The organism is Streptomyces sp. LS1784 (assembly GCF_020103755.1).
Lineage (GTDB): Bacteria > Actinomycetota > Actinomycetes > Streptomycetales > Streptomycetaceae > Kitasatospora.
In genome coordinates, this window is record NZ_JAHSQD010001080.1 from 1 (window position 1) to 1,205 (window position 1,205).

Genomic DNA, 1,205 nt, shown 5'->3' on the forward strand with positions numbered 1-1,205 from the left:
CCGGCCGGGGTGCGGGAGGCGCGCCAGACGGCGCCGTCGCCGGTGCTGCGGTACGCCGGGTCCGCGGGGCCGCGGCGCAGCGGGAGCAGGGTGCGGGCGACGTCCAGCGGGAAGGCCGGGCGCCAGCGCCGTACTGCTTCCACCGCTGTCGCCTCCTGTGTCGCCTCCGGACATGAACGATACGCGGGGGGTCGGACGGACCGGGAGGGGCGGCAACCGGGCACCGGGGATCGAGCGGCCCGAGTCGTCTTCCACAACGCGCGGTTCCCCGCGCCCCTGTCGGGACGCGGGGAAGGAGGGACGCAGGGAAGGAGGGACGTGGGGGAGGGAGGGCTCGGGGACCTGGGGAGGAAGGGGCGGACGCGGCGGAGGTCAGGAGGCCTGGAGGCCGGCCGCCGTGGCGCGCAGGTCGGGGAGTCGGGCGTAGAGGGCAGAGCCCGGGCATTCGGTGGCGACGGCGTCACGGTGGCCGGAGACGGCGTCGAAGTCGACGACGGTGCCCTTGGGGTAGCGGCTGGCGGAGGAACCGGAGGTGAGCTTGGTGCGGCCGTCGGCGGGTTGGGCGGTGAGGCCGAGCTTCCAGGCGGCGATGGCGGCGAGGCCGTCGAGGAGGGGCTGGGTCGGCTGGTCGTCGACGTAGGTGCCGATCGCGGCGATGCCGGCGGAGTCGGTGTTGAAGCCGAGGGTGTGGGCCCCGTGGACGGGCCGCTCGACGCCGCCGGCCCGGCCCTCGTAGACGGTGCCGCAGCGGTCGATCAGGAAGTTGTAGCCGACGTCCCGCCAGCCGTTGGTCGTCACGTGGTACTGGTAGATCGCCCGGATCACCCGGGGTGCGTCGCCGCAGGCGTAGTCGGTGGCGCTGTCGGTGTGGTGGACGAAGACCTCGCGGACCGGGCCGGTGTACACGAAGTCCGGGTCGCGCAGTGACTCGTCGGCGCCCCAGCCGGCCCGGGTGACGATCGCCGGGCGCGGAGCCTGGCCCTTGGGCTGCTCGGCGGACGACCCCGCCGGCGGCTCCGCGGACGACCCCGTCTGAGGCTCGGACAACGCCCTCGGCGGCTCCGCGGGCAGGACCCCTACGGCGGTCGAGGCGGCGCCGTTCCCCGGGTCGACGAGGTCGAGCCGCAGCCCGGGCGGCACTCCGGCGGGCCCGGGCCGGACCTCGACCGCGACGCCGTTGCTGCGGCCGGTCCACAGCGGGGCGG

At 76.0% G+C, this 1,205-nt stretch carries 1 protein-coding gene; it reads right to left on the reverse strand.

Going from position 1 to position 1,205, the window contains the following annotated elements; genetic code table 11:
* Window positions 1-372 precede the first annotated feature (372 nt).
* Window positions 373-1,205 (reverse strand): peptidoglycan recognition protein (locus KS423_RS45765; protein WP_224285554.1); only part of this gene is annotated, 833 nt, incomplete at its 5' end.